This is a genomic window from Ruegeria sp. AP12, assembly GCF_056540025.1.
On record NZ_JBQFVZ010000002.1, the window covers coordinates 21,269 to 48,247 of the forward strand.

At 60.6% G+C, this 26,979-nt stretch carries 24 protein-coding genes; 7 read left to right on the plus strand and 17 right to left on the minus strand.

What is annotated here, in order from left to right; translation table 11 throughout:
* Nucleotides 1-28: 28 nt before the first annotated feature.
* Nucleotides 29-778 carry a nuclear transport factor 2 family protein gene (locus tag ACR0E6_RS08035; RefSeq protein ID WP_480582262.1) on the minus strand — a complete coding sequence of 250 codons (750 nt, stop codon included), beginning with the start codon at nucleotides 776-778 and terminating at the stop codon, nucleotides 29-31.
* A gap of 201 nt (nucleotides 779-979) precedes the next feature.
* On the opposite strand from ACR0E6_RS08035, the gene ACR0E6_RS08040 reads away from it, so the two are divergent.
* From ACR0E6_RS08040 to ACR0E6_RS08065, 6 genes are all read left to right on the plus strand, one after another.
* Entirely contained in the window at nucleotides 980-1,357 is a 378-nt protein-coding gene (locus ACR0E6_RS08040) for a winged helix-turn-helix transcriptional regulator (protein WP_170452054.1), read from the plus strand.
* Between the two features lie 215 nt (nucleotides 1,358-1,572).
* Entirely contained in the window at nucleotides 1,573-2,178 is a 606-nt protein-coding gene (locus ACR0E6_RS08045) for a methyltransferase family protein (RefSeq protein ID WP_480582265.1), read from the plus strand.
* Between the two features lie 150 nt (nucleotides 2,179-2,328).
* Nucleotides 2,329-3,315, plus strand: coding sequence for a cobaltochelatase subunit CobS (cobS, locus tag ACR0E6_RS08050; protein WP_170452058.1), 987 nt, complete (start codon nucleotides 2,329-2,331; stop codon nucleotides 3,313-3,315).
* Between the two features lie 120 nt (nucleotides 3,316-3,435).
* Nucleotides 3,436-5,313 carry a cobaltochelatase subunit CobT gene (gene cobT / locus ACR0E6_RS08055; RefSeq protein ID WP_480582267.1) on the plus strand — a complete coding sequence of 626 codons (1,878 nt, stop codon included), beginning with the start codon at nucleotides 3,436-3,438 and terminating at the stop codon, nucleotides 5,311-5,313.
* An 85-nt stretch (nucleotides 5,314-5,398) separates the two neighbouring features.
* Entirely contained in the window at nucleotides 5,399-7,189 is a 1,791-nt protein-coding gene (locus tag ACR0E6_RS08060; protein WP_480582269.1) for an aminopeptidase P family protein, read from the plus strand.
* 63 nt (nucleotides 7,190-7,252) lie between these two features.
* Nucleotides 7,253-7,594, plus strand: a complete 342-nt coding sequence (locus ACR0E6_RS08065) for a DUF427 domain-containing protein (RefSeq protein ID WP_170452064.1) — start codon at nucleotides 7,253-7,255, stop codon at nucleotides 7,592-7,594.
* 43 nt (nucleotides 7,595-7,637) lie between these two features.
* Here the strand turns inward: ACR0E6_RS08065 and ACR0E6_RS08070 are convergent, their stop codons facing one another.
* Nucleotides 7,638-8,759 carry a TauD/TfdA family dioxygenase gene (locus tag ACR0E6_RS08070; protein WP_480582271.1) on the minus strand — a complete coding sequence of 374 codons (1,122 nt, stop codon included), beginning with the start codon at nucleotides 8,757-8,759 and terminating at the stop codon, nucleotides 7,638-7,640.
* Nucleotides 8,760-8,948: 189 nt separating this feature from the next.
* Here ACR0E6_RS08070 and ACR0E6_RS08075 point away from each other — a divergent pair, with 189 nt between their 5' ends.
* Nucleotides 8,949-10,316, plus strand: a complete 1,368-nt coding sequence (locus tag ACR0E6_RS08075) for a DUF3179 domain-containing protein (protein WP_480582273.1) — start codon at nucleotides 8,949-8,951, stop codon at nucleotides 10,314-10,316.
* On the opposite strand, the gene ACR0E6_RS08080 is transcribed toward ACR0E6_RS08075, so the two are convergent.
* From ACR0E6_RS08080 to ftsW, 15 genes are all read right to left on the minus strand, one after another.
* Nucleotides 10,313-11,998, minus strand: a complete 1,686-nt coding sequence (locus ACR0E6_RS08080; protein WP_480582275.1) for a chloride channel protein — start codon at nucleotides 11,996-11,998, stop codon at nucleotides 10,313-10,315. The genes ACR0E6_RS08075 and ACR0E6_RS08080 overlap by 4 nt on opposite strands.
* A gap of 101 nt (nucleotides 11,999-12,099) precedes the next feature.
* Nucleotides 12,100-13,749 (minus strand): DNA repair protein RecN, encoded by a 1,650-nt coding sequence (gene recN, locus ACR0E6_RS08085; RefSeq protein WP_480582277.1) that lies wholly within the window; start codon nucleotides 13,747-13,749, stop codon nucleotides 12,100-12,102.
* Between the two features lie 31 nt (nucleotides 13,750-13,780).
* Nucleotides 13,781-14,623 (minus strand): outer membrane protein assembly factor BamD, encoded by an 843-nt coding sequence (locus ACR0E6_RS08090; RefSeq protein WP_170452073.1) that lies wholly within the window; start codon nucleotides 14,621-14,623, stop codon nucleotides 13,781-13,783.
* Between the two features lie 126 nt (nucleotides 14,624-14,749).
* Complete coding sequence (gene lpxC / locus ACR0E6_RS08095) at nucleotides 14,750-15,670, minus strand: UDP-3-O-acyl-N-acetylglucosamine deacetylase (RefSeq protein ID WP_170633564.1); 921 nt, start codon at nucleotides 15,668-15,670, stop codon at nucleotides 14,750-14,752.
* A gap of 213 nt (nucleotides 15,671-15,883) precedes the next feature.
* Nucleotides 15,884-17,485, minus strand: coding sequence for a cell division protein FtsZ (ftsZ, locus tag ACR0E6_RS08100; protein WP_480582279.1), 1,602 nt, complete (start codon nucleotides 17,483-17,485; stop codon nucleotides 15,884-15,886).
* A 349-nt stretch (nucleotides 17,486-17,834) separates the two neighbouring features.
* Entirely contained in the window at nucleotides 17,835-18,248 is a 414-nt protein-coding gene (locus ACR0E6_RS08105) for a hypothetical protein (RefSeq protein WP_480582281.1), read from the minus strand.
* Nucleotides 18,235-19,569 carry a cell division protein FtsA gene (gene ftsA / locus ACR0E6_RS08110; RefSeq protein WP_170452079.1) on the minus strand — a complete coding sequence of 445 codons (1,335 nt, stop codon included), beginning with the start codon at nucleotides 19,567-19,569 and terminating at the stop codon, nucleotides 18,235-18,237. The genes ACR0E6_RS08105 and ftsA overlap by 14 nt, the downstream gene beginning before the upstream one ends.
* Nucleotides 19,570-19,577: 8 nt before the next feature.
* Nucleotides 19,578-20,585, minus strand: coding sequence for a cell division protein FtsQ/DivIB (locus ACR0E6_RS08115; protein ID WP_170523382.1), 1,008 nt, complete (start codon nucleotides 20,583-20,585; stop codon nucleotides 19,578-19,580).
* Nucleotides 20,573-21,496, minus strand: a complete 924-nt coding sequence (locus ACR0E6_RS08120; RefSeq protein WP_480582283.1) for a D-alanine--D-alanine ligase — start codon at nucleotides 21,494-21,496, stop codon at nucleotides 20,573-20,575. Before ACR0E6_RS08120 ends, ACR0E6_RS08115 begins: the two co-directional genes overlap by 13 nt.
* 103 nt (nucleotides 21,497-21,599) lie before the next feature.
* Nucleotides 21,600-22,526, minus strand: coding sequence for a UDP-N-acetylmuramate dehydrogenase (gene murB / locus ACR0E6_RS08125; RefSeq protein ID WP_480582285.1), 927 nt, complete (start codon nucleotides 22,524-22,526; stop codon nucleotides 21,600-21,602).
* Between the two features lie 56 nt (nucleotides 22,527-22,582).
* Nucleotides 22,583-22,825 carry a DUF2484 family protein gene (locus ACR0E6_RS08130; protein ID WP_170452087.1) on the minus strand — a complete coding sequence of 81 codons (243 nt, stop codon included), beginning with the start codon at nucleotides 22,823-22,825 and terminating at the stop codon, nucleotides 22,583-22,585.
* Nucleotides 22,822-23,070 (minus strand): DUF2484 family protein, encoded by a 249-nt coding sequence (locus ACR0E6_RS08135; protein ID WP_170452089.1) that lies wholly within the window; start codon nucleotides 23,068-23,070, stop codon nucleotides 22,822-22,824. The genes ACR0E6_RS08130 and ACR0E6_RS08135 overlap by 4 nt, the downstream gene beginning before the upstream one ends.
* 77 nt (nucleotides 23,071-23,147) lie before the next feature.
* Complete coding sequence (gene murC / locus ACR0E6_RS08140) at nucleotides 23,148-24,557, minus strand: UDP-N-acetylmuramate--L-alanine ligase (RefSeq protein WP_170523373.1); 1,410 nt, start codon at nucleotides 24,555-24,557, stop codon at nucleotides 23,148-23,150.
* Nucleotides 24,554-25,651 (minus strand): UDP-N-acetylglucosamine--N-acetylmuramyl-(pentapeptide) pyrophosphoryl-undecaprenol N-acetylglucosamine transferase, encoded by a 1,098-nt coding sequence (locus tag ACR0E6_RS08145; RefSeq protein WP_480582287.1) that lies wholly within the window; start codon nucleotides 25,649-25,651, stop codon nucleotides 24,554-24,556. Before ACR0E6_RS08145 ends, murC begins: the two co-directional genes overlap by 4 nt.
* Nucleotides 25,651-26,814, minus strand: coding sequence for a putative lipid II flippase FtsW (gene ftsW, locus ACR0E6_RS08150; RefSeq protein ID WP_170452095.1), 1,164 nt, complete (start codon nucleotides 26,812-26,814; stop codon nucleotides 25,651-25,653). Before ftsW ends, ACR0E6_RS08145 begins: the two co-directional genes overlap by 1 nt.
* Nucleotides 26,815-26,979 lie beyond the last annotated feature (165 nt).

The window sequence follows — 26,979 nt, forward strand, 5'->3', positions numbered from 1 at the left end:
CCCATGCAATAGGTCTTGCCAAGCACAATCAGAATTTACCGTTGTCGTGGGCCATTTCGTTTGGGATGGGCGAAACGACGTCCCAGTGTTCGACGATTTTGCCATTCTCGACGTGCCAAAGATCAAAAAACGCCCACGGCTCGCCACCCATGACGGCATCCGACGCCACGAAGACAAAGTTCCCCTCGGCAACAACAATCTGCGGTTCGAACTTGGTGATGACCATCCCTTGCGCCGCAAATGCCTCGACCGCTGCCATTAGGCCATCCAAGCCATCCGCGATGTTCGGATTGTGCTGACGATAAACGGCAGGGTCCATGTAATCGGTGACTTTCTCGGGGGCATTTCCGGCAAGGACATCCCGCACGAAGCCGACGACAAGCTGTTTGTTTTCAGCCGTTTTCCCATGATCGGCCAACTCGACCGGCCCATCTGTCATTGAGCGTCCCGACGCCGTGGTCTCAGGCGGGGCTTGCAAGTTGTCCCAGTGTTCAGCAACCAGCCCGTCTTCGACCCTGAACACATCGAAGGCAACAAGGGTCGGGGCGCCAAAAGCATCGGCGTTTTCAAAAGTGTTGTGCAAGACGACATAATCCCCCTCGGCAATGACGCGGTGGGTTGTGACGGTCATGCCTGAGGCTTCGATTGCCGGAATAACGCTCAGCAATGCGTCGGCCCCGGTTGGAATTGAAGGATTGTGTTGAATGTAGTCCGGGGCCAGCAGATCTTTGGCCGCTTGCGGGTCATGTTCAACAAAGGCTGCTGTAAACAGAGCCATAACCAGTTCCTTAGGTGTCATCGTGCGTCCTTTCGATTCGCGTTATGGCAATAGCTGGTATCAAAAATGCACTACGTTTCAATTACGCACTAAAATGAAACAAGGTATGTTTTAGGATACCTGGTCTGGTCCAATGGCGCTTGAATCGCCGAACATCGGTATGGTAATCGACGCTGGTATTCAATTTGCACCGAGGCGAAAATGCTACCCATAGGCGTTGAAAGCAAAGCCGAAGCATCGAACTGCCCCATTCGCTCCGTTCTGTCGAATGTTACGGGCAAGTGGCGCATGATCATCATCTTGTCGCTTGAGGATGAACCGAAAAGGTTTGGAGAGATCAAGCGCTGCATCGGCGATGTGACACAGCGGGTTCTCACCGAAAACCTGCGGGGGCTTCAGCGCGATGGGTATTTGACACGGACCGTTGATCCTGGTCCTCCGGTCGCTGTGTCTTACGAACTGACCCCGTTGGGTCGTAGCCTTCTGGAGCATCTGAAACCGTTGGTCTTCTGGTCCAGCACGCGACAGGAGCAGGTCAAGGCTGCGCGGCTGGAATATGAAAAAGCGCATCAGGACTGAGCGGTTCTGGCCGATCACCGGCGCTAGTAAATTGCAACTCTGACGCCTGCATGCGGTGGCCCCACAGCCCTCAAACGTGACGTCCAATACGAACCTGATCGTTCAGAGCATCTCGTCGTCCTCAACCTGTTACAAACCCTTGTTACGGCCTGTCCCGTGGGCCGCGTACTCTGCCCATATCCGATTTGACGCGAACAGCGAGTTTGGACTGCGATATGGACAACCTGATCTATACCGTACACGAGGTCTCACTAGTGCTGGCCCTCGGTTCGGCCCTGATGCTGAGCCTGTATCTTGCCCTGAACCTGCGCTTGCCGCGTTTGGGTCTGTGGCCCAGCGCCAGCGGGTGGCGGCATCACGCGGCGTTCGGGCTGTTTCGGCTGTTTTGTGGCGCCACCGTCGTGTTCGCCTTGTCCGAGGTTTGGGTGAACGGCTGGGGCCATTGGGTGCGTTACGCCATCGGCGTGCCGATCATGGTTCTGTCATTCGGTATTACTCTGCGCGGGTACAGGTTTCTGGGGCTCGACAATACCTACTGCGAAAGCGACGGGCTAGTGACAGGCGGCATGTATGCCTATTCGCGCAACCCGCAATATGTCGCCTCAGTGCTGGCAACGGTGGGTCTGGGGATCTCCAGCGGATCGTGGCTGACCCTAGCCTTGGCCGTCATTCTGTTCCTGATCTACTTTCTGTTCGTTCTGAACGAGGAAAGATGGCTGCTTCAAGGCTATGGCCGCGCCTTTCAGGACTACATGCGCCAAACGCCACGATTTGTTGATGAGCGCAGCCTGATCAGATTGCGCAAAGCGATCCTGCACTAATCGTTTCAGACCAACCGATAAGGCCAGTTGAAAAGAAACATCCGGTCAGCTTCTTCAAGTGGCGGCTTTCCCTTGCCCTTGCCTGCAATATGTTGCACCACACACGGGTTCAAACCCGGCAATACGGGTCAAAGGATAAGGACAAGGCGCATGGCTGACGGATCGATCGACATCAACGCAAAACCAACCGAAGAGATCTCGGTCCGTGAAGTGTTTGGCATTGACAGCGACATGGCGGTCAAGGGCTTCGCCGAGGCCAGCGACCGGGTGCCTGCCATTGATCACACCTACAAGTTCGACCCGGAGACGACGCTGGCGATTCTGGCAGGCTTTGCCCATAACCGCCGGGTGATGATCCAGGGCTATCACGGCACCGGGAAATCGACCCATATCGAACAGGTCGCCGCCCGTCTGAACTGGCCCGCCGTGCGTGTGAACCTGGACAGCCACATCAGCCGGATCGACCTGATCGGTAAAGACGCGATCAAGCTGCGCGACGGCAAGCAGGTGACTGAATTTCACGAAGGCATCCTGCCTTGGGCGCTGCGCAACCCGGTCGCCATCGTTTTCGACGAATACGACGCAGGCCGCGCCGACGTGATGTTCGTGATCCAGCGTGTTCTGGAGCATGACGGCAAGCTGACCCTGCTGGACCAGAACGAGATCATTACGCCGAACCCGAACTTCCGCCTGTTCGCCACCGCCAACACTGTTGGTCTTGGCGACACCACGGGCCTTTATCACGGCACGCAGCAGATCAACCAAGCGCAGATGGACCGCTGGTCACTGGTCTCGACCCTGAACTACCTGAGCCACGACGCCGAAACGATGATCGTTCTGTCGAAGGCCCCGCATTACAACACCGAGAAGGGCCGCAAGACCGTCAGCCAGATGGTCACAGTCGCCGACCTGACCCGGACCGCGTTCATGAATGGCGATCTGTCCACCGTCATGAGCCCACGGACCGTGATCAACTGGGCCCAGAACGCCGAGATTTTCCGTAATGTCGGCTATGCCTTCCGTCTGTCTTTCCTGAACAAATGCGACGAGTTGGAGCGTCAGACCGTGGCCGAGTTCTATCAGCGTTGCTTTGATGAGGAACTGCCGGAAAGCGCGGCGAGCGCGAGCTTGGGGTAAGCACCCGAATTGCGCCCGTTTCGGGCGCAATGCCTCCGGCGGGGATGTTTTTGGCCAGATGAAGGCGGATCCGTTAGTCTTCTCCGCGTTTGGCAGGTCACTTTGATGAGGGCTTAGGACATGGCACAGAAGAACGACAACCCTGCTGATCCGTTCAAGAAGGCCCTGGCCGAGGCCACCAAGGTCATGGCCGATGATCCCGAACTGTCGGTGACCTATACAGTCGATCCCTCGGGCATGTCGGGTGAGTCGATGCGGCTGCCTCAGGTGTCGCGCCGGATGACTCGAGAAGAGGTGTTGCTGGCGCGCGGCACGGCGGATGCCTTGGCGTTGCAACGCAAATACCATGATGACGCGACCCATGCGCGCTATGCGCCTCCGGGCGACATGGCGCGGGATCTTTATGAAGCGATGGAGGTCGCGCGGTGCGAGGCGATGGGTGCGCGGGATATGCCCGGCACGGCGTCGAACATCGACGTAAAGATTGGCCACGAAGCGCTGCGGCGCGGGTATGATCAATGCAAGCAACCGGCCGAAGCGCCCCTGTCGGTGGCGGCAGGCTATCTGATCCGGCATCTGGCCACCGGGCGCGATCTGCCGCCTGCAGCGGAAAACGTCATGAACCTGTGGCGCGGGTTTATCGAGGAACAGGCGGGCGGCACGCTGGAAAACCTCGACGATATTCTCTCGGATCAGGCCGAGTTTGCCAAATTCACCCGTCAGGTGATCAAGGATCTGGGCTATGGCGACCAGCTGGGCGATGACCCGGATGAGCTGGATGACGAGCAGGAAGATCAGGCCGAGGACGACGCGGACGAACAGCCCGATCCCGACAGCACCGGGCAGGATGATCAGGACGAGCAAGACGCCGACGCCACGCCCGAGCAAACGCAGGAAGAACAGCAAGATCAGTCTCAGGCACAGGTCTCGATGGATGAGACGGCCGAAGATGAGATGGGCGATGAGGCCGAGATGCCGGACGGCGAGGCCCCACTGGAACCGCCTGCCCCGCCCCCCGCGTCCGAGGCTGACCCGGATTACAAGGTCTACCTGAACACGCATGACGAAGAGATCGCCGCCGAGGATCTGGCCGAACCGGCCGAGCTTGAACGGCTGCGCGCCTATCTCGATCAGCAGCTGGACCAGTTGAAAGGGGCTGTCAGCCGTCTGGCCAACAAGCTGCAACGCCGTTTGCAGGCGCAACAGAACCGGTCGTGGGAGTTTGACCGCGAGGAAGGCATTCTGGATGCCGGGCGTCTGGCGCGTGTCGTGGCAAACCCGACCACACCGCTGAGCTTCAAGGTCGAGAAAGACACCGAGTTCCGCGATACCGTGGTGACCCTGCTGCTGGATAACTCAGGCTCAATGCGCGGGCGTCCGATCTCGATCGCCGCCGTCTGTGCTGATGTTCTGGCAAGGACGCTGGAGCGCTGCAATGTGAAGGTCGAGATTCTGGGCTTTACCACGCGCGCGTGGAAAGGCGGTCAGGCGCGTGAGGCATGGCTGAACGATGGCCGCCCGCAACAGCCCGGGCGTCTGAACGATCTGCGCCATATCATCTACAAAGGGGCCGATGCGCCCTGGCGGCGCGCTCGGGCCAATCTGGGTCTGATGATGAAAGAGGGGTTGCTTAAGGAAAACATCGACGGTGAGGCGCTGGAATGGGCCCATCGCCGCATGCTGGCGCGGCGAGAACAGCGCAAGATCCTGATGGTGATTTCGGACGGCGCTCCGGTCGATGATTCAACGCTGAGCGTGAACCCGGCAAATTATCTGGAAAAACACCTGCGCGATGTAATCGCCATGGTCGAAAAACGCAAGATGGTCGAATTGCTAGCTATCGGGATCGGCCACGACGTGACCCGGTATTATGATCGGGCCGTCACGATCACCGATGTCGAGCAGTTGGCTGGCGCGATGACCGAACAACTGGCGGCGCTGTTTGACAGCGATCCACGCGCCCGCGCCCGTGTGATGGGAATGAAAAAGGCCAGCTAAGGCTGGCCTTGCCTCCGGCGGCTGTATTTTAGACAAGAAGAAGAGGCGGCGTTTCAAGCCGTCCTTCGGTTTGAGGGAGGGAATGATGTTTCAGTCTTTTGAAGTTACGGCGCGTCCGGAACAGGGGCCGCCGCGCTTGGCTGCATTGCGGGCCGAGATGGAGCAAGAGGGGCTGGACGGGTTTCTGATCCCGCGCGCAGATGCGCACCAGGGGGAATATGTGGCCCCACGGGAAGAGCGGCTGGGCTGGTTGACCGGGTTTACCGGCTCGGCCGGGTTCTGCGCTGCGCTGCGCGATGTGGCCGGTGTGTTTGTCGATGGGCGGTATCGGACGCAGGTCAAGGCGCAGGTTGCCGAGGTCTACACTCCGGTCCCCTGGCCGGATGTCAGCCTGAGCACCTGGTTGAAAGAGCAGTTGCCGCAGGGCGGCAAGGTCGGGTTTGACCCCTGGCTGCACGCGGCCGGTCAGGTCTCGGCCGTGGCGAAAGAGCTTGCGGGTAGCGATATTGAACTGGTGCGCAGTGACAATCTGGTAGACCGGATCTGGGCGGATCAGCCTGCCCCGCCAATGAACCCTGTGGCAGCCCATCCGATTGAATTTGCCGGGGAAACCGCCGAAAGCAAGATCGCGCGACTGGCGGAGGGTTTGAATACGTCCGGGCGCGCGGCGGCGCTGATCACCTTGCCGGATTCGATCATGTGGCTGCTGAATATTCGCGGCTCGGATATCGCCTATAACCCTGTGGCGCATGGGTTCGCGATTTTGCACGCCTCTGGGCAGGTTGATCTGTTCATGGCCGCCGGAAAGCTGGACGGTGTACGCGAGCATTTGGGGGATCAGGTCTCGGTCCGGGACCCTGCGGCGTTTCTGGATGCTGTCGGTCGGTTGGAAGGACGCGTTCAGGTGGATCCGAACACGGTACCTCAGATCGTTGCAGACGCTTTGGGGGACAAGATGGTTGACGGCGGCGATCCCTGCGCCGTGCCGAAAGCCTGTAAAAACCCGGCTGAAATCGCAGGCAGCGCCGAGGCGCATTTGCGTGATGCGGTTGCGGTGATCGAAACCTTATGCTGGTTGGATGGACAAGGCCCCGGTACCGTCTCTGAAACCCAGGTCGTGACGCGGCTGGAAGAGAGCCGGCGTAAAGACAATGCGTTGCAGGACATTTCGTTCGACACAATCGCGGGAACCGGCCCCCATGGAGCGATCATGCATTACCGGGTGACCGAGGCGACCGATAGCAGGTTGGAAAATGGCCATCTGCTGGTGCTGGACAGTGGCGGGCAATATCTGGACGGGACCACCGATATCACCCGAACCATTGGGATAGGTGAGGTCGGAGAGATCGAGAAAGCCTGCTTCACCCGCGTTCTGAAGGGCATGATCAATCTGTCGATGCTGCGCTGGCCGGTCGGGCTGTCTGGACGTGACATTGAATGCATCGCCCGGGTGCCGCTGTGGCAGGCGGGACAGGATTTCAATCACGGGGTCGGTCACGGTGTCGGCGCTTACCTAAGCGTGCACGAAGGCCCGCAGCGCCTGTCGCGGATCAGCCACGTGCCATTGGAACCCGGCATGATCCTGTCGAACGAGCCCGGATATTACCGCGAAGGCGCGTTTGGTATCCGCATCGAAAATCTTGTCGTGGTCGAAGAAGCCCCCAACCTACCTGACGGCGATGATGAACGCGCCATGCTGCAATGGCGAACGCTGACTTACGTGCCGATTGACCGGCGCCTGATCTTGGTAGATATGCTTACCTCCACCGAACGCGCCTGGCTGAACAGCTATCATCAGGCCGTTGCAGAAAAGATCCGGCCAAGGCTGGGCCCTGAGGCTCAACTGTGGTTGGATGCCGCAACAGCGCCGATTTGACATCGGACTGTTACATGGAACGGGCAGAGGAGAGGCCCGAAAAAGGCGAGGAAAAGACGAAATATGACTGAGATCACAATCGAGAAGGCGGACGGAAAGTGGAGCGTTCGCTCGGGCGGTGCGGTTCTGGGCGAAAGCAGCAATGCTCTGGTACTGCTGGAAGGCGATCTGGATCCAGTGGTCTATTTTCCTCGCGCGGATATCGCGATGGCGTTTCTGGATCAGACGGACAAGGTTACGCATTGCCCGCATAAGGGCGACGCGACGCATTATTCGATCGTGAACAAGTCATCGGTGACAGAAAACGCCGCCTGGAGCTATGAAAACCCGATCCCTGCCATGGCCGAGATCAAGGGTTATCTGGCGTTTTATCCGGCGGAGTCAGTGAAGGTTGAACAGATTTAAACCTGTTTGGCTCACCTGTATTTGCCCTGGGCTGCGGCGCGGATCAGACATAGCCCTTGCGCACCAGCGTGCGGTAGCTTGATCGCATCTCGCCCCGGTCGATGTAACATCCCCGCAGATAGCGTTCTCCGCTTGTGGCAGAATACGCCTCGCGGCCATGAACGATCCGGTGGTTGTCGAAGACAAAGCACTCTCCGGCCTGCATGCGAAAGCGGTTGAGGTATTTGGGGCTGTTGATTGCCCGCAGGAACTTGCTGAAAGCCGGGTAATAGGCATCCAGAACGTCCTGGGGCAAATCAAACACATCCGCCATATGCTGCGAGATGGTCACGCCTGACACGGTGCCATTGGTATCCAGTTCGATCACGTGCTGATGCGCGCGCCAGTCGAAATCTTCGTGGTCATAGAAAAACGGCACTTGATGCTGGACCAGTAGATCAAAGTCTTCGGGATGTTCGGCGCGGAAGTCTTCGGCCACGGCGGCCCCGTCGACAAACAGGCTGTAGCCCCCATCCACGCTGTTTCTGCGGCAATGCAGAAACTGAACACCGGGCGCCATTTCTTCTGACGGTGTGTCGGTATGCATCTCCAGCGCATTGGCCGTGAACGCAAGATTGACGGGGTCTATGTGGACCTTCACATCAAAATACTCACCAGCGACCGAGGGCCGGACCAGCCCGAGGCAATTGGCGAGCTTGGTCAAGGACTCGTCGCTGTCCTCCATATCCGTGATGACGGCGACGCCTTCTTCAAGCAAGGCACGGGCCCAGGCCGCGCGGGTTGGCATGTCGTGGATCACGTCATGTTGGCTGAACCGTGGAAAGCTGTCGCTGTGCCCGGACCGCCAAAGCTTTCTGGGAAGCACCGCCGGATCATCCCGCCCGCCGCGTGTCTGAAATTCCATCAGCCAGTCGATTGAATACCGGCTTTGGTGGTCTTCACCCAGCCAATCGATGATCAGATCATTGTCCTCAACCTCGGCCGATCTGGCCTGCGGGGCTTGAGTCAGCGAAGTAATGTCAAACGTGCGCTCACGCAGTTCGGGGTCAAAGGACGAGGTGCAATTGTCCCGCAGCCAATAATAGTTGAAATAGACGTCCTGCCCACCGGTGTGGAGAACGAGCCCCTGATCTTTCAGAGCAACCGCACCATTTGTGTTCGACATCGCTGGCCCCTGGCAAATGAAACAACCGCATGTGTTAATCCCGTTTCCGGGGTTCTGTAGCGACCATGACGAGGTTCGAAATTCTACGCAAAGCCAATTTCAAATTCGCGTATCCTGCTCACGCGACTGTGGTGTGCATGTGAAGCGTGTGGCGTGCACACTGAGTGTGGATGCGAACAGGAGGGTGCCATGTCTGTTTCACGTCGCAGATTTGCCGGGTTGATCGGGGTCGGAGCGTTAGTGCCGGGGTCGGTATGGGCGCAAAGCGATCCGGTGCTGGAGGCCATACGCAGCACGCTGTATTCCGGTCGTACCGATTTTGAAGCACAGATGGCTTACCTGATACGGCGAGGAAACCCGGATGTGGTTCCGGCCCTGATCACCGCGATGCGGTTTTCTGACCGGCGGCGGGACGAGATTTCCGAAGTGATTGAAACCCTCTCGGGCCAGAAATACGGCACTGACTGGTTTGACTGGATGCTCTGGCAGGAACGGAACCCGCAACTGGTCCCCCATCCGTCGCTCATCCCGTTCAAACGCGAAGTTCTGTTGGGGATCGATCAGAATTTCGATCTGTTCCTGCGGCCCGAATACCTGACGCGCGACAGGATGAAAATCCGGCTGGAAGAGATCGCATGGGGCGGCGTTTACAAGGATGGCATTCCCTCATTGGACAATCCGACGCTGATCTCGGCCTCGGATGCCAGTTACCTCAGGGACGATGATCTGGTCTTTGGCGTCTCGATCAACGGCGACACGCGCGCCTATCCGCTGCGGATCATGGGCTGGCACGAGATGTTTAACGAGGTGATCGGCGGGGTCCCTGTCGCCCTGGCCTATTGCACCCTATGCGGGTCCGGTATTTTGTTCGAAACGCAGGTCGCGGGTCGGCGCAAGCCCTTTGTGTTTGGCTCGTCAGGGTTCCTTTACCGTTCGAACAAGCTGATGTTTGACCGCGAGACGCATTCGCTGTGGAACCAATATACCGGCAAGCCCGTCGTCGGCCCACTGGTTGACAGCGGGATAGAACTGAAACAGCGGCCGGTTGTCATCACCACCTGGGATAGCTGGAAAACCTCGCACCCTGACACGCGGGCCTTGTCGTTGAACACCGGGCATCGACGGAACTATGGCTCGGGCGTGGTGTATCGCGAGTATTTTGCCTCACCCGAACTGATGTTCCCGGCGCAGGTGGATCAGTCACAGCACCGGCAAAAGGACTATGTGTTTGCGATCCGTCAGTTTGGCGCGGCACGGGCCTGGCCATTGGATGCGTTCAGCCGAACCCGCGTGATCAACGATGCGATTGCGAACCGGCCTTTGGTCCTGATCGGCAACCCGGATCGGCGCACCGTACGCGCCTATGAACGTGCCGGGCACAGGTTCAAGGCTGCGGATGGCGGTCTGGTGGATGAAGCAGGCCGAAAGTGGACCTTGACCGAAGAAATGCTGATCGGCCCGGATGGCACCCAATTGCCACGGGTGGCCGGGCATATCTCGTACTGGTTTGCCTGGGACAACTATCTGGGCGACGCCGCGAGCGTGTATCGAGGCTAGGAATGCTCCTCGGCCGCTGTGGCCGCAAGCGCGCGGTTATACGCCTTCAGCGCATCGACGTGATACAAGGCACCAACCGGGGTTTCGGTCCCGTCGCCTTCCAGGATAATCACCGGGATGCATGGAATGTCGTCCCGATCGAAATAGGGCATTGCAGCCTCCAACGTGGCGCTGGCTTTGACACACAGGCCCTGCTCGATCAGCGCGTGCGCCTCGTCGGCGGTGATCGAGCGCGCGTCGCCAATTGGCCGCATCACCGCCCCGGCCCGCAGCATGGCCAGCAGATAGGCCTGCGGCCCGGCGGCCAGATGCACATTGCGACGTTCAAGCTGGGTCAGGAAGAACGACCTATCCACCAGACGCGAGGCCAGCGCTGTGGACATCGACACCGACACCATCACGGCCAGACCGATCTGCCAGTCTCCGGTCAATTCAAACACGATCAATGTGGTCGAGATCGGCGCACCAAGAACGGCCGCCGCAACCGCCCCCATCCCCGCAAAGGCATAGAGCGTGTGGGTTCCCGACACGTCGGGCAACAAACCGGTGGCAATCAGACCAAAGGCCAGCCCCGTCAGCGCCCCGATCATCAACGCGGGTGAGAATACCCCGCCCCCCATGCGCCCGCCCATTGTGATGGCAACCGCAACGGTCTTGACCACGGCAAACAGGATGGCCGTCGTCAGCACCAGATCGCCGGTCAGGGCGCGGGTCGTCGTCTCGTACCCCACACCGATGATATGCGGGAACCAGATCGCCAGCAGGCCCAGCATCGCACCGGACACAGCCGGGCGCAGCCAACCGGGCAGAGACAGGCGGTTCTGGATGTGGTTGCCAATATCCTCGGCAAAGAAGATCGAGCGCATCAGCAGCAAGGCGACGAACCCGCAGATCAGCCCGAGGATCAGAAAGGCGGGCAGTTCCACGTAGAATTGCAGCGATCCGGGCGTATCCAGCGTAAATTCGGTGACATCGCCATATTCCAGACGGTTGATCACCGTCCCCGCGACCGAGGCGATGACAATCGGCGCAAAGGCGTGCACGGCGAAGTGGCGCAACACCACCTCAAGCGCAAACAGCGCCCCGGCGATGGGCGCGTTGAAGCTGGCTGAAACGGCGGCGGCGACCGCGCACCCCAGCAGATCCCGCCCGGTGATCCCGTCGGCATGGATGCGGTTGCTGACCCAGGTCGAGATGACACCGGCCATATGTACCACCGGCCCCTCCCGACCGGTTGAGCCGCCCGAACTCAGCGTGATCAGCGAGGCGAAGAACGAGGCGATACCAGCCTTGGTTTCTACCCGGCCATCGCTGACGGCGGCCCCTTCGATCACGTCCGCGACAGACCGCACGCGGCCATCATCGGTGAACTTGTTCAGGATGATACCGACGATCAGACCGCCAATGATCGGGATGATCAACACCATGAACCACGGCAGCATCTCTGCATGGCTGTGCAGCAGCAGAATATCCTCGGTGTCGTAGAGATACGCCTGCAGCGCGCGGATCGCCTTGCGGAACCCCAGCGCCATGAACCCGGCGGCGATCCCGATGGCCAGCGCAATGAACCAGAACTGAATCTGGCTGGGCCCACGCCGCCGCATCACCCGCCACGCATCCTTGATCGCGGCCATGGCCTGATTGAGCTGGTTGCGCAGAACGGTGCGGGTTGACTGGGTCATTGGCCCTCGGGGATCAATACATACCCCTTAGTAAGCCACGGGGCGGCCATATAAAAGTGCGATAGCGACGGTGGAGGCACCAGGAAACGCCACAAGCGGCGTCAGGCGTCCAGCAAGGCGCGGGCGGCAGCGCGCGCTTCGTCGGTGATCGTGTCGCCCGACACCATTCGGGCGATCTCATCCACGCGATCACCTTCGGCCAAGGGCACAACTGTCGAAAGGGTCTGACCCGCGTCTACCTGCTTCTGCACCCGCCAGTGATGCGCAGCCCGCGCGGCCACTTGGGGTGAGTGTGTGACGACCAGCACCTGCCCGCCTTGCGCAAGGGCTGCCAGTCGGCGCCCAACCGCATCGGCAGTGGCACCGCCGACGCCCCGGTCAATCTCGTCAAAGATCATCGTTCGGGCACTGTCATCACCGGACAGGCAAACCTTGAGCGCCAGCAGAAACCGGCTGAGCTCACCACCCGAGGCGATCTTGTTCAGCGGCCCCGACGGTGCGCCGGGGTTGGTGGCAACCGTGAAGGCCACCGCATCGGTGCCTTCGGGGCCGGGATCGGCTGGCGATATTTCTGTCTGAAACACCGCCCGTTCCATTTTCAGCGACGCAAGCTCGGCCATGACCGCCGCATCCAACTGCCCGGCGGCCTTTTGGCGGGCCGTGCTGAGCCTGGCCGCAGCCGTATCATATGCGGCTTGCGCAGCGTCGACAGCGGCCCGACGCTCGGCCAGATCAGCGTCACCGGCATCCAACTGACCCAGACGATCCCGCAGAGTATCTGCAAACGCGCCCAGATCATCCGGTGCCACGTCATGCTTGCGGGCCAGCGCGCGGATCGCGAACAGGCGTTCTTCGGCGGCTTCCAGTTCCGCCGGATTGAAATCCAGCGCCTGAAGGCAGGCGTTCACACCGTCCTGCGCCTCACCCAATTCGATCAGGGCACGCCCCAGCGCAGCGATGGGGTCTTCCAACTGCCCGCCTGCATTGTCGGACACACCTTCCAGCCAGCGCATCGCATCCGACATCGCGCCTTCGGCACCTTCACCGCCCAACAGGTCAAATGCGCGGGCGACGTCATCGCGGATCCGCTCGGCCCCCTGCATCATGCGGCGGCGCGCATCCAGATCGGCATCCTCACCCGGTTGCGGGTCCAGCTTGTCCAACTCGGCCACGGAATGACGCAGAAATTCCTCTTCAGCGCGCATCGCGGCCAGCGCGGCCTCGGTCTCGGCCAATGCCTTGCGGCTGCGCGACATCTCGGACCACGCACGGCGTACCAATGCCAACTGTTCCGAGACCTGAGCGTAGTCATCCAGCAAAACCCGGTGGCCGCGCGGGTTCAGCAATCCGCGATCATCATGCTGGCCGTGCAACTCGATCAGCGTTTCGGACAGCGCCCGCAGCACCTCGCCCGAGCAACGACGGTCATTGACCCAGGCGGTCTTGCGGCCCTCGGCGGTATTAACACGGCGCAGGATCAACTCCTCTCCGCCCGGCAAACCGGCCTCGGCCAGAACCGCATGGGCCGGATGGTCGTCGGGCAGCTCAAACTCGGCTACAACTTCACCCTGCGCTGCACCCTGCCGAACCAGTTCGGCCCGACCGCGCCAACCCAGAACGAACCCCAGCGAATCCAAAAGGATCGACTTACCCGCCCCGGTCTCACCCGTCAGCGCGTTCAGACCCGGCTGGAACGTCAGTTCCAACCGGTCGATGATCAGCATGTCACGGATATCTAAGGCGCGCAGCATCGGGTGTTAGCATCCCCAGACCGTCACCAGCTTACAACCACTGACCCTTGATCGTCTGGCGATAGATCTGGCTGAGCCAGTTGTTGCCACGGCTCTTCAGATCCAGCCCGCGCGAAGTCAACAGCTTGTAGGCATCGTCATACCATTCCGAGGACTGGTAGTTGTACCCAAGGATCGCGCCTGCGGTCTGCGCCTCATCAAACAGACCCAAGGACAGATAGGCCTCGACCAAACGATACAGCGCTTCGGCTGTGTGCGACGTGGTCTGGAAATCCTCGACCACGACACGGAAGCGGTTGATGGCCGCGATATAGTGATCCTGACGCAGGTAATAGCGCCCGATCTCCATTTCCTTGCCCGCCAGATGGTCAAAGGCCAGATCGAACTTCAACACTGCCGAGGTGGCATACTCGCTGTCGGGGTAAACCTCGATCACCGTGCGCAGCGCTTGCAGGGCCTGAAAGGTCAGGCCCTGGTCGCGGCCAACTTCGTCGATCTGGTCATAATAGCTGAGCGCCAGCAGATACTGCGCATAGGCCGCATCTTCGTCGGTCGGATAAAAGTCGATATAGCGCTGCGCGGCGGCGCGGCTTTCTTCGTAATTCTTGTCGGCATGGAATGAAAACGCCTGCATGATCAGCGCGCGTTTGGCCCAATCCGAATAGGGGTACAGCCGTTCGACTTCCGAGAAATACCAAGCCGCGTCGTCCGAGCGATTCTGCGACAGCTCATATTCGCCACGCGTATAAATCTGCTCGGGCGTGAAGCCTTCAAGGTTCTGTTCGCGGTCAGCGCCCCTGTTACCACATGCTGTCAAAACTGCTGCCAGAAGAATCGCGCCCGCGAACCTGACTGCCGCTTTGCTGCCAACCATACCGCCCATCCTTGTCATCATACTCAACGAGGTTTGCCCCGAATTGAGCCATGGTCTAGCATAGATATTTCCGGTGCAAAACGCCTTATGCGCGCTCTGTCGCAAATGTCGTCAGAGTTGATTGAATCAGGCGACCGCCGGAATTTCATCCAGAACAAGGCCCTGGCCCGGCAGACGGGCTGCCTGTTCAGGTGTGCACAGGATCGGACGCACGGCGCCGGGTGTCTCGAACAGCTTGCGCAGCAGGGTGTTGGTCATCGAATGACCCGACTTGTCACCGGTGAAATGACCCAGGATCGGACCACCCGCCAGATAAAGATCGCCCAACGCATCCAGCATCTTGTGGCGAACGGCTTCGTCCGCATAGCGCAGGCCACCCGGGGTCAGAACCTCGTCACCCTGCACCACAACCGCGTTTTCCAGCGTACCACCCAGGGCCAGACCGTTTTCGCGCATGGCTTCCACGTCGATACGGCGGCAGAAGGTGCGGCAATCGCTCAGCTCGCGCACGAAGGATCCGTTGCGCATATCCAGCGTTTTGGTCTGATTGCCGATAGCGGCATCTTCAAAGTCGATATGGAAATCGATGATCAGCCCATCCGCCGGAGCGATAGATGCGCTGGCCCCCTCGCGCGATGCGGTGACGGGTTTCAGCACTTCATAAGCCAGAACCGGGCTGGCCTGACGGCGCACGCCCTTGGCCATGATGCCCCGGACAAAGTCGATGGACGACCCGTCCATGATCGGCACTTCGGGCCCGTCAATCTCGATCAGCGCGTTGTGCACGCCGCAACCCGCCAGCGCCGCCATGATATGTTCGACGGTCGACACCGACACGCCTGCATCATTGATCAGTCGGGTGCACAGCGGCGTACGTTCGACAATGTCATAGATGGCAGGGATCAAAGCGTTGCCCAGCTCGATATCCGTCCGTTTGAACCAGATGCCATGACCTGCTGCTGCCGGTTTCAGAACCATGACAACAGGCTGACCGCCGTGCAGTCCGACGCCTTTGAACGTGACCGGAGATTTGAGCGTATGTTGCAAAATGGGCCTCAGCGAGTGGTTTCCAGCCTCGGACGGCTGTGTTGGACACCCAGTTAAGGAAGCGGGCGGTCAGGCTCAACTCACTCTTTGCAACTGAATGAAACATCAATGTAACAGATCGGCAAAACCCTGCTTATCTGCTCATAAATCCTTAACAAATATAGAAAAAGGGCCGCCTGATGGCGACCCTTGACGCTCATTTTGTTACCGCGATCAGTTGGCTTGACGGCGCAGGAAAGCCGGAATTTCGATCCGCTCCTGGTCGGGATCCGCTTCTTCATGCGCAGGTGCCGTGGCGTCAGCCTGCCGCATCGCGGGCTGCTGACGGACCGGCTGCGCGGGTGTATCCGCGGCGTGACCGGTCATCCGATCGATCAGTCGGTTAAAGCCAAAGCGGGGGCGCTCTTCGGCTTCAGCTTGCGGCTGCGGCGCGGGTTCCGGCGACCGTGTTGCGGTCAGACGCTGCGCTGCCGAGGGGACATTCTGCACCGCCGCCTGCAAGCGCTGCAGCGCTTCGGGCGAAGGCGTTCCCGCCGCGTGTGGATGCGCGGCGTAGGCGTCCGGCGCCTGCTCAACAGGTTCCGGCTGCGGTTCGAACTCAGCGACACGCGGTTGGTAGGCGGGTGGCGGAAGGCCATCATCGTCCTGTTCGTCACGCGGCTGGAATTGCGCGGGCTCTTCGGTTGCCTCAAACAGCGAGGGTTCGCGGTTTTCCGGCATCTGAGGCGCGGCCTCGGCCACTTCTGCCGCGGCAGATGCTTCTTCACGCACAGGTTCTTCGGCCGAAACAGTGCGGGTCAGCGGCTCGGACATCGAACGGCGCGCAACCGGCACATCGCTGGTTTTTTCCGTGGCATCGATCCCGGTTGCCACGACCGAAACGCGCATTCCGCCTTCCATCGCGGTGTCGAGGGTCGAACCGACGATGATATTGGCCTCGGGGTCCACTTCCTCGCGAATGCGGTTGGCGGCCTCGTCCAGTTCGAACAGTGTCAGGTCGTGCGAGCCTGTGATGTTGATCAACACGCCCTTCGCGCCTTTGAGGCTGATTTCGTCCAGCAGCGGGTTGGCGATGGCCTTTTCGGCGGCCTGAATGGCGCGATCTTCGCCGGTCGCCTCGCCCGTGCCCATCATCGCCTTGCCCATCTCGTCCATCACGGCGCGCACGTCCGCGAAGTCGAGGTTGATCAGACCCGGACGCACCATCAGATCGGTCACGCCCTTGACGCCCTGATACAGAACGTCATCGGCCATCGAGAACGCCTCGGTGAACGTGGTCTTTTCATTGGCCAGACGGAACAGGTTCTGGTTCGGGATGATGATCAGCGTGTCAACGACCTGTTGCAGCGCTTCAACGCCGTCTTCGGCCTGACGCATCCGCTTGGCACCTTCGAACTGGAAGGGTTTGGTGACAACGCCAACGGTCAGCACACCCAGTTCCCGCGCGGCCTGCGCGATGATCGGCGCGGCCCCGGTACCGGTGCCCCCGCCCATACCGGCGGTGATGAAACACATATGGGCACCTGCCAGATGATCGACGATCTGTTCGATGCTTTCTTCGGCGGCGGCGGCCCCAACCGTCGGACGGGCCCCTGCCCCCAGACCTTCGGTGACCTTCACACCCAGTTGCACCCGCGCCGAAGACTGGCTTTGCTGCAACGCCTGCGCGTCGGTGTTGGCGACGACAAAATCGACGCCGTCCAACTGTTTTTCAATCATGTTGTTGACCGCGTTGCCGCCTGCGCCGCCAACGCCAAATACTGTAATCCGAGGCTTCAGTTCGTCGTGCCCGGGCATCGAAAGATTCAATGTCATGCTCTGTCCGCCTGTATTTTTGTTCCGCCAAAGCGGTGTTTTTCTTACCTATCCTTGTTCGATTCTATCCTTGTGATGCGCAAAGGTCACGTCAAAAATCGCGCAAATCCACAAAATATGGAGGAAATAAGGCATCAAACGGCGGCATTTCGCACCTGCCGCCAAATCTTGCGGAGCGGCCTAAAGATGCCACAAGACAGCCGAAAACCGCGCCGTGGCGATTGATTTGCACACGGACGGAAATCCCGGTTTTGGTAGGGCGGAAAACTGCTCAATGTCCTGCCGCCGGGCCTCTGACGGGCCTTGTGGATATCTTTAGGGATAAATCCCGCAGCCGCAACCGGTTTCTTTAGCTGATCGGGGCACTTGGACAGTCCAAGCCGTTTTCGGTGATGCTGCGAACCTCTTGAATTTCGCCGTTTGTCAATGACGCCAGCCGGACCATCAGGCGGTCTTCGTGCAGAAACGGCCACCAGCAAACCGGAATGCCATCCGGGTCATTGTCATACAAAAAACAGATCTGGCCGTTGGGCGTGGTGATCTGCCCGTAGACGCAGCCCCTCCCTGCTTCCCGCCAGACCGAGGTTCTGTGGTTCAGGAATTCCTCCGTTCCGACCAGATCGCCGCTGCGGATCTCATAGAACATAACGGTTTTGCCGATAACGGAGTCCAGAAAAACCTCGGGCGTGATCAGGGTTTGGGCCGGGGCGAGACCCGGCCATAACGCCAGAATGGCGCCAACAAAGGTTTTACCAATTGTCACGGAACCACCGCACGGCGCGCTTGAACGGGCGCGCGGCATAGGTGTCGACCGGAATTTCGAAATCCCACCATTCGTCCTGCGGATGTGCCGCAAACAGGCTGAGACCCACGGCCGAAGAAAAGCCCGGCCCTGTCGCCGATTGCGGCAGGCCGTGAACGCGCAGCGGACGGCCCAGGCGGACCCTTTGACCCAAAATGCGCGTCGCCAAACCGTCCAGCCCCATGATCTGGCTGCCGCCGCCCGTCAGAACGATCTGCTGGCTGGGCATGTGTTCGAACCCGGCGGCATCCAGCCGCACGCGGACCTCTTCCAGAATTTCCTCGACCCGAGGCCGCATGATACCGATCAGCTCAGCCCGGCTGACGGTCCGGCGATCATGCTCCCAATCGCCGGTATCGCCGCCGATATCGATCAGGTCGCGATCATCGGCCCCGGTGGCATGGACGCCGCCGTTAAAGGTCTTGATCCGCTCGGCCACCGCCGTCGGCACGCCAAGCCCCATCGAGATGTCCTGCGTCACGTGATCGCCGCCCATGCGCACGCAGTCGGCATAGATCATGTGTTTCTTCATGAAGATCGAGACGCTGGTCGTGCCACCGCCCATGTCGATACAGGCGGCACCCAATTCCTGCTCGTCCTCGACCAGCGCCGAGATGCCCGACACATAGGCCGAATTCGCGATCCCCGCCAGTTCCAGATCGCAGCGTTTGATACAGCGCACGATGTTCTGGATCGCAACCGCATCGACGGTCAGCATATGCATATCCACGGCAAGGCTTTGGCCCAGTTGCCCGCGCGGATCGATCAGGCCCGAGCGGTTATCCAGCGCAAAATTCACCGGCTGGGCATGCAGCACCTCGCGCCCTGCCCCGTAATCCGGCACGTCGCAAGCGTTGAGCACTCGGCCCACCTCGGCCTCGGTCACAAGCTGGCCTTCCAGATCAACTTGCGCGTCCAGACCGTAAGAGCGCGGGTTCGCGCCCGAGAAACAGGCGATCACGTGATCGACACGAATGTCGGCCATCTTCTGCGCCGCCTGCAGGGCGGTGCGAATGGCGCGCTCAGTTTCCTGCATCGCGGTGACTTCACCGAACTGCACCCCGCGCGAGCGTGTGGTCGCCGCGCCAATCACACGGAACCCGGTCTGCCCGGCCATCGACCCGATGGTGTTGTCTTCGCTCAGCCGACCGGTCCCGTCAAAGCGCAGCACGAGGCATGCGATCTTGGAACTGCCCACATCCAGAATGGCGATAACGCCCCGTTGCATCGCTTGTCTGCGCATCTGCCGCATGGCGCGCTGGGACTGATAAAGATCGGTCATCATGGTTGCTACTGCCCGTTACTCGCGTTCACTTTTGTATTCCACCAGTCTTCGCTGGCGGCTTTGGTCATTCTTATGGTTGGCCGGTTCCCAAGGCGCATGTCGACCACGGCCACATCACGCTCCAGCAGGTCCTGCACCTCGTTCACCGCCAGTACCCGCTCAAGCGCGCGCACCGGGCGCTCGGTCGGCAACATGATGCGCTGGCCGCGATCCAGCACCAGATCCCAGCGGCGCTCACCCACGCGCACCAAGCCCCGGACACGAGTGCCAAGGCTGCGCGAGGTCTGGAAAATCTCAAGCGCCTCGGCCACATGCGCATCCGCACCTTCGCCCGCAATCAAGGGCAGGCCCGCATGATCCTTGCGCGAGGCCGCCTGATCCACGTGCACACCGGTCTCATCCAACAGCTCAACGCCGTCACGGGTGCGCCAGACGATCACGGGCTGCCGTTCGACCACATCGACCTGAAGGATGCCTCCGGGCCGGATTCGCACGGTCGCGGATTTCACCGGGTCCAGCCCGGTGATCGTGTCGCGCATCTGTTCGACATCCAGATCCCAGGAACTGATCGGGAAATCCAACGGCACCACTTCGCGAATATCGTCGGCCAGACCGGCCCCCGCGCCGTCAATGGCCATCAGGTTGACCATGAATTCCGGGCGCTCCTGAATCGAGGTGCGGATGTCGGCGATATAGGTGCTGACAGCCTCGCGCCGATCTTCCGACGCAAAATACAGACCGATCGCAGCAGCCACCGCGCAAATCGGCAGGCCCAGCTTGACGCCCAGTCGAATGCCCGGTGTCAGCATCCACCGCTGGAACCGATAGCTGAGCCGCGACGGCGCAGGGTCCGCCCGGCGCGCTGTGCGGTTGAACAGCTTTACTCCGCTCAAGCGCAGAACGGGCTGAGTGTCATGGGTTTCCGTATCCGCAGATTCGAAATCGGCATCCGGACCGGCCAGGGCCTTGGTCCGATGAATCACCGGTGCGCGGGTGGCTGTCAGCGGTCGCATGAGGCGTCCTCCACCATCCACACACAAAGCTGGCCGAATGTCATGCCCAGGTGCTGTCCCTGCTCGGGCACCAGCGAAGTCGGCGTCATGCCCGGCTGAGTATTGGTCTCCAGCAGGAACAAGCCGTCGCGCCCCTTGCTGTCGTCCCAGCGGAAATCGGTCCGGCTGACGCCTTTGCAGCCCAGCACATTGTGGGCGCGCAACGCGTAGTCCATGCACAGATCGAATATCTCGGACGGTATCTCGGCAGGCAACACATGCCACGAGCCGCCGGGCTTGTATTTGGCGTCATAGTCATACCAGCCGCCATCGGTCATGATCTCGGTCACGGTCAGGGCGCGGTCGCCCATCACCGTCACGGTCAACTCGCGCCCGGCCACGTATTGCTCGACCATCACCTGATCGGGCATGTCCTCGGACAGCTGCGGCGGTCCGTTCGCGTTTTCATGCACGATGTAGATGCCGACGCTGGACCCTTCGTTGTTGGGCTTGGCCACGTAGGGCGGTGCCATGACATGATCGGCCATCACATCTGACTTGGCGGCAATCACGCTTTCTGCGATGGGCAGCCCGGCCACCCGAAACGCCTCTTTGCTGCGCTGCTTGTCCATCGCCAGGGCCGAGGCCAGCACGCCCGAATGCGTATAGGGAATGCGCATCCATTCCAGCAGGCCCTGCACACAGCCATCCTCACCCCAGCGGCCATGCAGAGCGTTGAATACAACATCCGGTTTGATGTCCAATAGGCGCGCATAGAGGTCAGGACCCGCGTCCAGCTCGACCACTTCAATGCCTTCTCCCACAAGGGCGGCTGCGCATTCGCGCCCGCTGCTGAGTGACACCTCGCGTTCCGCCGAGGGGCCGCCCATCAATACCGCCACTTTGGGGTTTGTCCTGCTCGACAGTCCCACTTTGTGCGCCTCAATGTCCCCGGACCTTATGTCGTGGTCCGTACTGCGTTATGCCTTTGATCCGTCGCCTTAATTTGCCTGTTATGGTCTGACGGTTGGGGCTTTATTCTGTCAGCGGATCACCGACCCGCATGATTTCCCACTCTAGCGTGATGCCGCTTGTTTCGTAAACCTTTTTTCGCACCTCTTCGCCCAGCCCTTCGAGGTCGGCAGCGGTGGCGTCACCGGTATTGATCAGGAAATTCGAGTGCTTCGGGCTCATCTGCGCACCGCCCTTGGTGGCCCCGCGCATCCCCGCATCATCGATCACCTTCCACGCCTTGAGGTCATGGACATCATCTTCCCGCCCCGTCGAGGAAAAACCCGCCGGGTTGCGGAAGGTCGATCCGGCGCTGCGATCCTTGGTCGGCTGAGTTTCATCCCGCTTTTTCAGCTGCGCTTCCATGCGGGCATGCAGGTCTTCCGGATTGCCCGAGGGGCCTTCGAACGTCGCCGAAACCAGCACCGCACCTTCGGGCAGATCGGTCTGGCGGTATCGGAAGTTCAGATCCTCAGGGGTCAGGTCCACGACCTCGCCCTGCCGCGTGACGATGGTGGCTTTGCGCAGAACATCCGCTGTGTAACTGCCATAGCAGCCCGCGTTCATCCGCACCGCGCCACCGATTGATCCGGGAATTGTGCGCAGAAAAGTCAGGTCAACCCCCGCATCCGCCGCCTTCCGCGCCACATGCGCATCCAGCGCCGCCGCGCCTGCAGTGACGGTGTTACCCTCGACCGAGATACCATTGAACCCGCGCCCCAGCCGGATCACCACGGCACGCAAACCACCATCGCGCACGATCAGGTTAGACCCGACGCCCATCGGAAAAACAGGAGTATCTGCGGGCAGATCGCGCAGAAAGCCCCGCAAGTCTTCCAGATCGGCAGGTTGAAACAGATAGTCCGCCGGCCCTCCGACACGGAGCCATGTCAGGTCGTTGAGGCTGCGATTTTGGGACAGCCTGCCGCGTGTTGATGGAAGAATGCTCATGGCCGCTAGATCGCGGATTTAGGCGTCCAAGGCAAGACGTATAAGGGATACGTTTCTCAGACCCGCCGACGCAGCCACCGCCCCAGATAAATCACTGGCCACCGAAGCACGGACATCCCCATTCCCAGCACCAGCAAGCCAATCCAGGGGCCATGCTCGAACGTGACATACCCAACGATTGGGATGCCAACCGCGATCAGGATGTAGGCGCGGGTCCAGTGGTTGTCCTTGCTGGGGATCATCGCCAGCACGTTGGCGGCCACACCCCAAGCAGCGGCGAGAGCAATCGACCAGCTCATTCCGTGACCTCCCGGCCCGTCCATTTGCGCCAGTAAAAGCGGATGGGATTGCGGAACATCGACACGAACCCGGCAAAGGCCGCAACCGACCAGAACCAGCCGTGATCATAACCCAGCCACAGGATCAGGACCGGCGCGCAGATCAGCAGCAAGATACCCGGAGGGAATTGCAGCCGCATCGGCAACAGCGCCACGATAGTCGCGCAGATCACCCAAAGTGCGGCAAAGATCATCGAATAGTCCATTCGCCCCCTCCACGGGTACGCGGTATCAGTGAATACTCTATCACACTTTCAGGTTGTGCGGCAAATGAGGATGAACGTCAAACTGCTTGTTTTCTTTGCAATCTCTCAGGCAGCCCGTTGGCCCACGCGCTGATCGTACCGGCCCCGAGGCAGACGACCATATCGCCCGGACGAGCCTGTTCCCGAACGAGACGTTCCAGATCATCCTCGCTTAGGATCGCGCGCGCATGGCGGTGGCCGTGACGGATCAGACCTTCGACCAGATCGTCACGGGACGCGCCTTCGATTGGGTCCTCTCCGGCAGCAAACACTTCGGCAATGGCGACGACGTCGGCATCGTTAAAGCAGGTGCAGAAATCGTCGAACAGGTTGGACAGGCGGGAATAGCGGTGCGGCTGGTGGACAGCGATCACACGGCCTTCGGTCGCCTGACGCGCGGCTTTCAACACAGCAGCGATTTCGACCGGATGGTGGCCGTAATCGTCGATGATGGTGACTCCATCGACCTCGCCGACCTTGGTGAAGCGACGGTTCACACCGCCGAAATTGGCCAGTGCCTCTCGGATTTCCGCGGCCTTCATGCCCAGATGGCGGGCGACGGCCACCGCAGACAGCGCGTTTGAAACGTTGTGGTCGCCCGGCATCGGCAGGGTGCAGCCCTCGATCACTTTGTCTTCGTATTGCAAGTGGATGTCGAAATGCGCGACGCCGCCCTTGTAGGTCAGGTTCTCGGCCCGCACATCCGCCTGCGCGTTAAAGCCATAGGTGCGCACGCGGCGGTCGGTGATACGGCCCACCAGAGCCTGCACCTCGGCATGATCGGTGCAGCAGACAGCCAGACCGTAGAAGGGCAGGTTCGAGACGAACTCATAGAACCCATCGCGCAACGTGTCGAAATCGCCCCAATGCTCCATATGCTCGGGGTCGATATTGGTGACGATGGCGATGGTTGCAGGCAGGCGGTTGAATGAGCCATCGGATTCGTCGGCCTCGACCACCATCCATTCGCCCTGCCCCATTCGCGCGTTCGAGCCATAGGCGTGAATGATGCCGCCATTGATCACGGTGGGGTCGAAATCACCCGCGACCATCAGCTCGGCCATCATCGTGGTCGTGGTGGTTTTGCCATGGGTTCCGGCAATCGCGATATTTGACCGCAAGCGCATCAGTTCGGCCAGCATATCCGCCCGGCGGACAACAGGCAGGCCTTGGGCGCGCGCCTCATCCAGTTCCGGGTTGCCCGGTTTAATCGCGGTCGACGTGACAACCACTGCAGCGTTCTTGAGGTTCTCGGCCTTTTGCCCCACGAAAATCTCGGCTCCCAGCGAGGCCAGACGGTCGGTGATTTTCGACGCCTTCAGATCCGATCCCTGAACCCTGTACCCAAGGTTCAGCAACACCTCGGCAATGCCGGACATCCCGATCCCGCCGATCCCGACGAAATGGATCGGCCCTACGTCCTGCGGCAGTTTGGTTGCTGGGGTCATGTGGTCTCCTTCTGCGCCAGTTGCTCGACCTGGGCAACCAGACGCTCGGTGGCGTCCGGTGCCCCGACCGACAAGGCGGCGTGGGCCATTTTCTGTGCGGCTTCGGGGTTTGTCAGAACCGTGGTCATTTGCTCGGTCAACGCGGCCGCGTCAAGAGCATTTTCAGGGATCATGATCGCCCCGCCTGCCTGTACCAGCCCACGGGCATTGGCGGTCTGGTGATCGCCAGCGGCGGCAGCAAACGGGATCAGGATCGAAGGCCGCCCGATGACCGAGATATCGGCCACGCTGGACGCACCCGAGCGGCTGATCACCAGCTGCGCATCCGACATACGGCGGGGCACATCGTCAAAGAACGGTTGAACATCGGCGCGGATGCCATGGTCGGCGTAGAAGGCGGTGACGCGGTCGCCATCCTCGTCCCGCGCCTGATGCGAGACGCGGATGTAGGATCGAAGGAATTCGGGCAATGCAGCGATCGCTCCGGGCACGACATCGCTGAGGATGCGCGCGCCCTGCGATCCGCCCATCACCAAAACCGACATCGGGTATTCGCCCGGCGGGATATAGGGAGCGGCTGCCCGATCCAGAACGGCCGCGCGCACCGGGTTGCCGGTGTGGATGCCTCGCGCGCCCTCCGGCAGATCGGTGGGCCAGACACCGCAGGCCACCTGAGCGACGCGGGTGGCAAACAGTTGGTTCACACGTCCAAGAACGCCGTTCTGTTCGTGGATCATGCGCGGGATTTTCAGCAGTGTCGCCGCACCCAGCGCCGGGATCGAGGGATACCCCCCGAAGCCCACGACCACTTCCGGTTTGTCGCGCATCATCTGAAAGGCCATGCTGGCGACGCCGCCAGCAATCTTTGGCCCGACCAGCGCCTTGGCAGCGAGACCCCCACGCGCGAAAGTGGCCGAGGATGCCTCGACAATCTCAACGCCTTCGGGGAAGGCACCGGTATAGCGCGCGCCGCGCGGATCGGTGGACAGGCGCACGCGCCAGCCCTTGTGCAGCATCGCCTCGGCCAGCGCTTGCGCCGGGAACATGTGGCCCCCGGTGCCGCCCGCCGCAATCAGAAGGTAGGGTTTGCTCATCAACCTCGTCCGCGCAGAATATCGCCAAGCTCGCCCTGTGGGCGGGTGCGGGTGAAGGCCAGTAACATGCCGATGGCGATGCCGCCTGCGATCAGGGACGAACCACCATAGCTGACAAAGGGCAGCGTCATGCCCTTGGCAGGCAGCAGGCGCACCGCAACACCCATATTGATCATCGCTTGAACGCCGAACATGCAGGCCAGACCGGTGCCCGCCAGTCGGATGAACATGTCCCGTTCGCGCATCAGCCGCAAAAGCGAGCGTACAACGATCAGCGAATAGAGCGCGATGATGATCAGCACCAGGATCAGGCCGTATTCCTCGGCCGCCACAGCGATGATGAAATCCGTATGCGCATCGGGCAGAGACCACTTCACCTGCCCCTCACCCACGCCAACACCAAACAGACCGCCTTCACGGATGGCGTTGGTGGCATAGCCAAGTTGGGTGGTCGGATCGACCTCTTGATTCAGAAACCCGTCGATGCGGCGCGCAAAGTGGTCCGAGTTGGAATAGGCGAACATACCGCCCAGCACGACCACGCCCGCCATGCCAACCAGCAGCAGCATGGGCGCCCCGGCCACGAAATACATCACGCCCCAGCCGAACAGGATCAGACACGCCTGCCCGAAATCGGGCTGCATCACCAGCATCCCGACAATCGCCATGCACAGTGCAAAAGACCACAACCGCCCCGGAGGGCCGTTGATCTGCTGCGAGGCCGCCAGCAACCATGCGGCCACAACCACAAATCCGGGCTTCAGAAATTCAGAAGGCTGCAACGAGGCGAAGCCCAGCGAATACCACCGCACCGCCCCTTTGCCAAAATCGGTACCAAAGATCGGCAGGAAGGCCAGCGCGACGAACGCCCCCAGAAAGCCCAGAACCGCCAGACGGCGCACAAGGGTCGGAGACATCATCGACGTCAGCAGCATCGCAATCAGCGCCAGCCCGCCGAACAACACCTGCCGTTCGACATAGTGAAACGGATCAAACCCGTTGCGCCCGGCCAGCGGCGGCGATGAGGCCAACCCCAGCAACAGCCCGATGACAAACAGGATCAGAACGCAGGACATCGTCCAGCGATCAATCGTACGCCACCACTTTGGTAGAATCGGTTCCCCGCGCTGGTCCTGGACCGCGCCATACACCATCTCAGTCATGAGATACCGCCACTTACTGCCTCACTCGTGTCCCGTTTTCGGGATCTGGGTGAGAGTCTACAGGGATTTTGGAGATTGGGCTAGGGAAATGAGGGCTAGTGGCTGAAATAGAAGCGCTGTTGATCTCAAACGAGCGAAACACGGGTTAACACGCAAATCGCTACT

Coding starts and splice junctions, on each gene's coding strand:
- ACR0E6_RS08080 (WP_480582275.1), bottom strand. CDS start 11,998: ATGACCCAGTCAACCCGCACCGTTCTGCGCAACCAGCTCAATCAGGCC.
- ACR0E6_RS08115 (WP_170523382.1), bottom strand. CDS start 20,585: ATGCGACCGCTGACAGCCACCCGCGCACCGGTGATTCATCGGACCAAG.
- ACR0E6_RS08065 (WP_170452064.1), top strand. CDS start 7,253: ATGACTGAGATCACAATCGAGAAGGCGGACGGAAAGTGGAGCGTTCGC.
- murC (WP_170523373.1), bottom strand. CDS start 24,557: ATGACCCCAGCAACCAAACTGCCGCAGGACGTAGGGCCGATCCATTTC.
- ACR0E6_RS08090 (WP_170452073.1), bottom strand. CDS start 14,623: ATGGTTGGCAGCAAAGCGGCAGTCAGGTTCGCGGGCGCGATTCTTCTG.
- recN (WP_480582277.1), bottom strand. CDS start 13,749: ATGCTGCGCGCCTTAGATATCCGTGACATGCTGATCATCGACCGGTTG.
- ACR0E6_RS08070 (WP_480582271.1), bottom strand. CDS start 8,759: ATGTCGAACACAAATGGTGCGGTTGCTCTGAAAGATCAGGGGCTCGTT.
- ACR0E6_RS08075 (WP_480582273.1), top strand. CDS start 8,949: ATGTCTGTTTCACGTCGCAGATTTGCCGGGTTGATCGGGGTCGGAGCG.
- murB (WP_480582285.1), bottom strand. CDS start 22,526: ATGAGCATTCTTCCATCAACACGCGGCAGGCTGTCCCAAAATCGCAGC.
- ftsZ (WP_480582279.1), bottom strand. CDS start 17,485: ATGACATTGAATCTTTCGATGCCCGGGCACGACGAACTGAAGCCTCGG.
- ACR0E6_RS08135 (WP_170452089.1), bottom strand. CDS start 23,070: ATGGACTATTCGATGATCTTTGCCGCACTTTGGGTGATCTGCGCGACT.
- ACR0E6_RS08145 (WP_480582287.1), bottom strand. CDS start 25,651: ATGAGCAAACCCTACCTTCTGATTGCGGCGGGCGGCACCGGGGGCCAC.
- ACR0E6_RS08060 (WP_480582269.1), top strand. CDS start 5,399: ATGTTTCAGTCTTTTGAAGTTACGGCGCGTCCGGAACAGGGGCCGCCG.
- ftsA (WP_170452079.1), bottom strand. CDS start 19,569: ATGACCGATCTTTATCAGTCCCAGCGCGCCATGCGGCAGATGCGCAGA.
- ACR0E6_RS08130 (WP_170452087.1), bottom strand. CDS start 22,825: ATGAGCTGGTCGATTGCTCTCGCCGCTGCTTGGGGTGTGGCCGCCAAC.
- ACR0E6_RS08040 (WP_170452054.1), top strand. CDS start 980: ATGCTACCCATAGGCGTTGAAAGCAAAGCCGAAGCATCGAACTGCCCC.
- ACR0E6_RS08045 (WP_480582265.1), top strand. CDS start 1,573: ATGGACAACCTGATCTATACCGTACACGAGGTCTCACTAGTGCTGGCC.
- ftsW (WP_170452095.1), bottom strand. CDS start 26,814: ATGACTGAGATGGTGTATGGCGCGGTCCAGGACCAGCGCGGGGAACCG.
- ACR0E6_RS08035 (WP_480582262.1), bottom strand. CDS start 778: ATGGCTCTGTTTACAGCAGCCTTTGTTGAACATGACCCGCAAGCGGCC.
- cobS (WP_170452058.1), top strand. CDS start 2,329: ATGGCTGACGGATCGATCGACATCAACGCAAAACCAACCGAAGAGATC.
- cobT (WP_480582267.1), top strand. CDS start 3,436: ATGGCACAGAAGAACGACAACCCTGCTGATCCGTTCAAGAAGGCCCTG.